At 43.7% G+C, this 4,792-nt stretch carries 8 protein-coding genes; all 8 read left to right on the top strand.

The window, feature by feature from the left end:
• A partial coding sequence (locus H165_RS0117795) for an IS3 family transposase (RefSeq protein WP_155943642.1) occupies window positions 1-234 on the top strand: 234 nt, incomplete at its 5' end.
• A 4-nt stretch (window positions 235-238) separates the two neighbouring features.
• Window positions 239-751 carry a hypothetical protein gene (locus H165_RS19660; protein ID WP_211206296.1) on the top strand — a complete coding sequence of 171 codons (513 nt, stop codon included), beginning with the start codon at window positions 239-241 and terminating at the stop codon, window positions 749-751.
• Window positions 752-838: 87 nt separating this feature from the next.
• Window positions 839-1,336 carry a hypothetical protein gene (locus H165_RS19655; protein ID WP_155943640.1) on the top strand — a complete coding sequence of 166 codons (498 nt, stop codon included), beginning with the start codon at window positions 839-841 and terminating at the stop codon, window positions 1,334-1,336.
• Between the two features lie 105 nt (window positions 1,337-1,441).
• A complete protein-coding gene (locus tag H165_RS19425) occupies window positions 1,442-2,389 on the top strand; it encodes an adenylate/guanylate cyclase domain-containing protein (protein ID WP_169333541.1) in 948 nt (315 codons plus the stop codon).
• Entirely contained in the window at window positions 2,386-2,907 is a 522-nt protein-coding gene (locus H165_RS19650; RefSeq protein ID WP_155943639.1) for a Pycsar system effector family protein, read from the top strand. Before H165_RS19425 ends, H165_RS19650 begins: the two co-directional genes overlap by 4 nt.
• 506 nt (window positions 2,908-3,413) lie before the next feature.
• Window positions 3,414-3,833: a hypothetical protein gene (locus H165_RS19645; protein ID WP_155943638.1), complete on the top strand. Its 420-nt coding sequence runs from the start codon at window positions 3,414-3,416 to the stop codon at window positions 3,831-3,833.
• A 103-nt stretch (window positions 3,834-3,936) separates the two neighbouring features.
• Window positions 3,937-4,215 (top strand): hypothetical protein, encoded by a 279-nt coding sequence (locus H165_RS19640; RefSeq protein ID WP_155943637.1) that lies wholly within the window; start codon window positions 3,937-3,939, stop codon window positions 4,213-4,215.
• 121 nt (window positions 4,216-4,336) lie between these two features.
• Window positions 4,337-4,624, top strand: coding sequence for a hypothetical protein (locus H165_RS0117780; RefSeq protein ID WP_017940279.1), 288 nt, complete (start codon window positions 4,337-4,339; stop codon window positions 4,622-4,624).
• The last annotated feature ends 168 nt before the right edge of the window (window positions 4,625-4,792 follow it).

Below are 4,792 nucleotides of genomic sequence, written 5' to 3'. Positions count from 1 at the left end.
CATCACTTGCGATGCAGCATGAGCGCCAAAGGCAACTGCTACGACAATGCCTGTGCAGAGAGCTTCTTCCACAGCCTGAAGGTCGAGTGCATCCACGGCGAGCGCTTCACGAGCCGCGCCCAGATGCGTGAAACCGTGTTTGAATACGTCGAAACCGATTACAACCGCCAGCGGCGACACAGCACGCTGGGGCACATCAGCCCGGAGGCCTTCGAGGCCCGGATGAGTGCTTAAACCTGTGTCCACGACTGCTGGGCAAGATCAAGATTTCCTCGCTGAGTTTGCCTCAATGACAAACGAAGCAGAAGGGAATTACGAAATAGACGGGGAGTTACAAGACGCAATTTTGAACCATCTGCAAAATATATTCGTACACGCAGCCGCTATATCCAGATATGCCTGGCCATCCAAGGCAGGTAAAGAAAATTTACACGCCAATCGGGGGCTAGAGTTAAAGCAGCTCTTAGAGCTTTCCGATGAAAGCCCCCTGCGCGATAGAAACTTAAGAAATAAACTGGAACATTTTGATGAGAATCTCGATATATACCTAAATAGTAAGCCAATTGTTGGTCATGTCATACCTGCATACGTAGGTGGCTCCATTAATAGCCAAGGCGTGCCAGTACACTTGTTTAGAGCCTTTTACGTTGACACGGCAATATTCGAAATACTCGGCCACAAATTTGAGGCGCAGCCAATAGTCGATGAAATATGTCGCTTGCATAGTCGCTTTCATGCAGGTGCCATATAACAATTGGTTCAAGTCGTTCGCCTCGCTCACTCGGGACCGGCTAAAGCCGGCCCCTTAACCAAACGTTAGCTTCACTAGGAAAACTTCGTGACCGACGAAAACATCAAGGACACAACAGCAAAGGGAAGCGAGTCAGCTAGCAACTCAATTGCTGGAGACATAGTGACCATTACAAAAGTCACTACACCGCTACTGGCTAAAGCGGTGGCAAATATAATGTCCGCGAATTTCTTCCCATTCCCCGACATCGTTATTTCCAGCGAGAGGAAAAAATCTCTGGCTGAGGAAAAAACAGAGCTGATGCGGGAACTGGCCAAACTAGATGTCGATCCAGAAACATTCGACACACTCTTAACAAATGAGCTAGACAGAAAGTTAAAGGTGAATTTTGGCATTGCCTTTCTTGTTCTAACCTGCATTTTTACAGTGGCCTCATACGCAATAGTTATCCTCGACGCAATTTACAACTGGGGAATTTCCGAAATAGCAATTACTGCCCTAATAATTGAAACACCAATTCAATTCATAGGGCTTCTTTATATAATTGCTCGAAATCTATTCCCGCAAACCCGCAGTGCAAAGTAAAGCTAACAATGCGCTTAACTATCGCTCACTTCGTTCGCTGGACAGCCAAAAGCTGCGCTTTTGTCTGCCCGTTAGCTTAATCGTTATGGCTACTAAGGAATTCCTGTGGCATTAAAGGATTTTTTGAAAGACTTGGATGACAGCGTAAAAGTTGTGACATCCTCTGATTTTGAAGTCGAAATAATCGAAACAGAATTTGTACCATCTTTTTCAGACGCAAGTATTACCTACGATAATCTGGATACTAAAAAGAAAAAATGTAAGCTGCTAGAAAGCTGCGTTCTTTATGTAGACATTAGGAGTTCCGCGAAGATAAGTGCAGAACGACAGCCAAAAACCCTTGCAAAAATGTACTCAAGTTTTGTTCGCACTATGATTGCATGTGCTCGTTACTATGGTGGCCATGTTAGGAATATCGTAGGTGATCGTGTAATGGTTGTATTTGATAAGGCGAAATGCTTTGAAAATGCAATTGATACAGCAATTTTAATGAATAGTGTATGCAAGCACATTCTCAATAAACGAATTTCGTCATTTGAATTTCGCGCAGGAATAGGAATTGATTATGGAAAGATGCTGATTACTAAGTCGGGTGCAATTCGACAGGGAGATGAAAAAGAGTTTTACCGAAGTCTTGTTTGGCTTGGAAAGCCTGCAAATACAGCATCAAGACTAACAGACCTCGCGCATAAAACTGAAATCTACACCATCCCTGCAATTCACCAGGGTAACTATTACCCATACATCAAGGATTGGCATTGGCAAAGTAAACCGTATGAGCAGTTTGTCGACGACTTGGAACCAACAAGCTCTAGGATGCTAAAGCACAAAGATGAGCATTTTAATACATTTTTTAAAACAACTATGTCTCATTCTGAGACTCACAGCCCAATACTTTTTACTAAATCTGTATTTGATGGTTTTAAGAAAGCCAGACCAAATGCTGACTCCATTAAAAATGGTTGGTGGTCAAAGAGGAACCTTGATGTCAGAGACTATGATGGCGATATTTATGGTGGGGATGTCATCTTTTCAGTGGTTGAAGATCTATGAATAAAGACGAAATTGATTTATTAGACAAGACTCTTTCAAAGACCAATGAATGGCTTAAGTTTGCGGAAGCGAAAAATGGTGCGATCATTGCTGTTGTTTGTTCTGTTATGTTTGGAGTAAATAGAATAGTAGTGAATTTAGATGAAGTGCCTAGCTATTTACTATTTTACCTTGCGGCCTTTTTTTCTTTTTCCTTCATTTCATTAGTGATTGCATTAAGTTCGTTTATACCAAGGCTAAAAAAGCCGTTCTGGCTAAAGAGCAATGAAAAGAGCAATGATGACAACCCGTTCTACTTTGTTGATGCGTGTAAATATGATTCTTATAGTTACCTTAAGCTTTTAGGCATATCGCGCAGCAATGATAATAAAGTAGCCGAAAAAATGGCTGAACAGATAGTTATCAATTCAAGAATAGCAGCGCTTAAGTATAGTTTGTTTACTACTTCTGCATGGCTATTTTTATCTGCGCTATTAACACCACTTGGAGTAATGTTTATATGGTTGTTGAGAGAGTAAGCCATAACAAGGCACTGCTGTCGGACAAATTTTCCGCTGCGCTCAAAATTTTCCGCAGAGTGCGGCGTTAGGGTTATTCTTTTTCCATCAATTTAGGAAGGCAGAAGGAAATACAAATATGTGGAAAGATAAACTAAAACTCGAAGAAGGTGAAACGCTTCGATTCGACAGGAAGTATGAGAAGGGGAATCTCGGTCAAGAGGAAGTTGAGCTTTATTCGGCAATTGACCCTCAGGGGCAAGTCACTAGTTCAGTACAATACATAGAACATACCTCTATTAAGGCGCCGTTTCGTCGAAGCTTTCACCTTGTTCAAAAAGATAACAGCGGAAACACACTCATTGACGACCGGTGGAGTGAGTAACCGGCTAGGCTCAGCATTTTCAAGCCCCTGAGTTTTCGGAAGTAACGCCCTAACCCGGCGCTCAACCTCGCTCCCTTTGGTCGCTGGACGCTGCGCCATAAAACGGCGCAGCGCCGGTTAGCTCTACGTTAGGCAATAACCCATGAACTCCAAAATCAAATATATATTCGCCATTCTGGTTGCTTTGCAGATGCAGCACCTGGCCGCCGCCCAAGATGCTGAACGGGTAAGAATAGGGGAAAAACTGTCAGATTGCGGCGCTTTGTTCGGTCTTCTATCCCAAGCCAATACAAAACAAGCAGAATTTTCTAAGAACCTATCAACGGCATCAATCGCATATGCTCAAGTAGCTTTTAATGATGACAATAAATTTACTCAAGAAACAGGTCGATCCATGCAAAAAGCTTCTGCCTTTATTAATGAGCTAAAAGAGACAAATAACAAGCAGAGATTCGAGGACAAATTTAAAACATGCATGTCGACACTTGAGATCGCCGAAAATAACCTACGAAAAGAAATGTCTGAAACCAGCAAGGCAATAGTTCCAGAGCTATTCAAGTAAGCGCAATGCCTAACAACTGGTTCAAATCGTTCGCTTCGCTCTCTGGGACGGGCTAAAGCCCGCCCCTTAACCAAACGTTAGGGAGTAGCTTAAAGGTTCTGCTATGGGCAAAAATTCCGCATATCGCGAATCCAAACGGCGTGAGCGTGCTAGCAAGTTAGCAGCAGAAACCGGCATTACCTTTGAAGAGGCTCTAATTCAAATTGAAGCTCGCGTAAAAGCGGCAGGTAAAATTCTAGCCAAAAACGCTAAATCTCGAAGAAAAGAAGAACAAATCAAGGAAGTCAAAAGCAAACGAGATCAACTTGAAAAATTTAAAACACAAGTCACCCCTGGAAAACGCCCCGTTCAGGGTGGCGCCCCCGGCCTTGGCAAAAGATAACGAAGCACATCGTGCAGGCCATTTCCTAACAAATGGTTCAAGTCGCTCGCTTCGCTCACTCGGGACCGGCTAAAGCCGGCCCCTTAACCAAACGTTATGTAACAAGCAGAAGCCAGCAGCCGTGAAGATTCCTTTCCCCCTCGAACAGAAAGACTTTTTTATCTACTGGGTTATGGCCGGATGCTTGTTCTTCGCCGCAGGCTCCGCATTCGTAAGCCTGCAATTCGCCATTGTGTTTCTGGCTACAAGTATCATAGGTCTGCCCGCGCTTTTGCTTTATTTTACTCAGAAGACACGCGGTGTGGCGGGCAGTTTCGTTAAGCTTTTGAGCTTGCTTATTTATCTTTTCGTAGCAGAGTCTGTGATTATGCCGGAGCTCACGAATGCAATATTGGGGTTTGTTACATAACCAGTCGCTTTTGCCGGACAATTTCTCCACCGCTTCGCGGCTACAAAATTGCCGCAAAGCTCTACGGATGGTCTGAAGTAGCCACGTATTTCTGGCCGACTACAGACCTCGCTGTTTTTTGAAGCGATCCATCGATCAAAAAGCGCTCAGATCGTCGTCTTATGTAGG

The sequence above is a fragment of the Pseudomonas thermotolerans DSM 14292 genome (genome assembly GCF_000364625.1).
Lineage (GTDB): Bacteria > Pseudomonadota > Gammaproteobacteria > Pseudomonadales > Pseudomonadaceae > Aquipseudomonas > Aquipseudomonas thermotolerans.
This window is presented reverse-complemented; position numbering and strand designations above follow the sequence as displayed.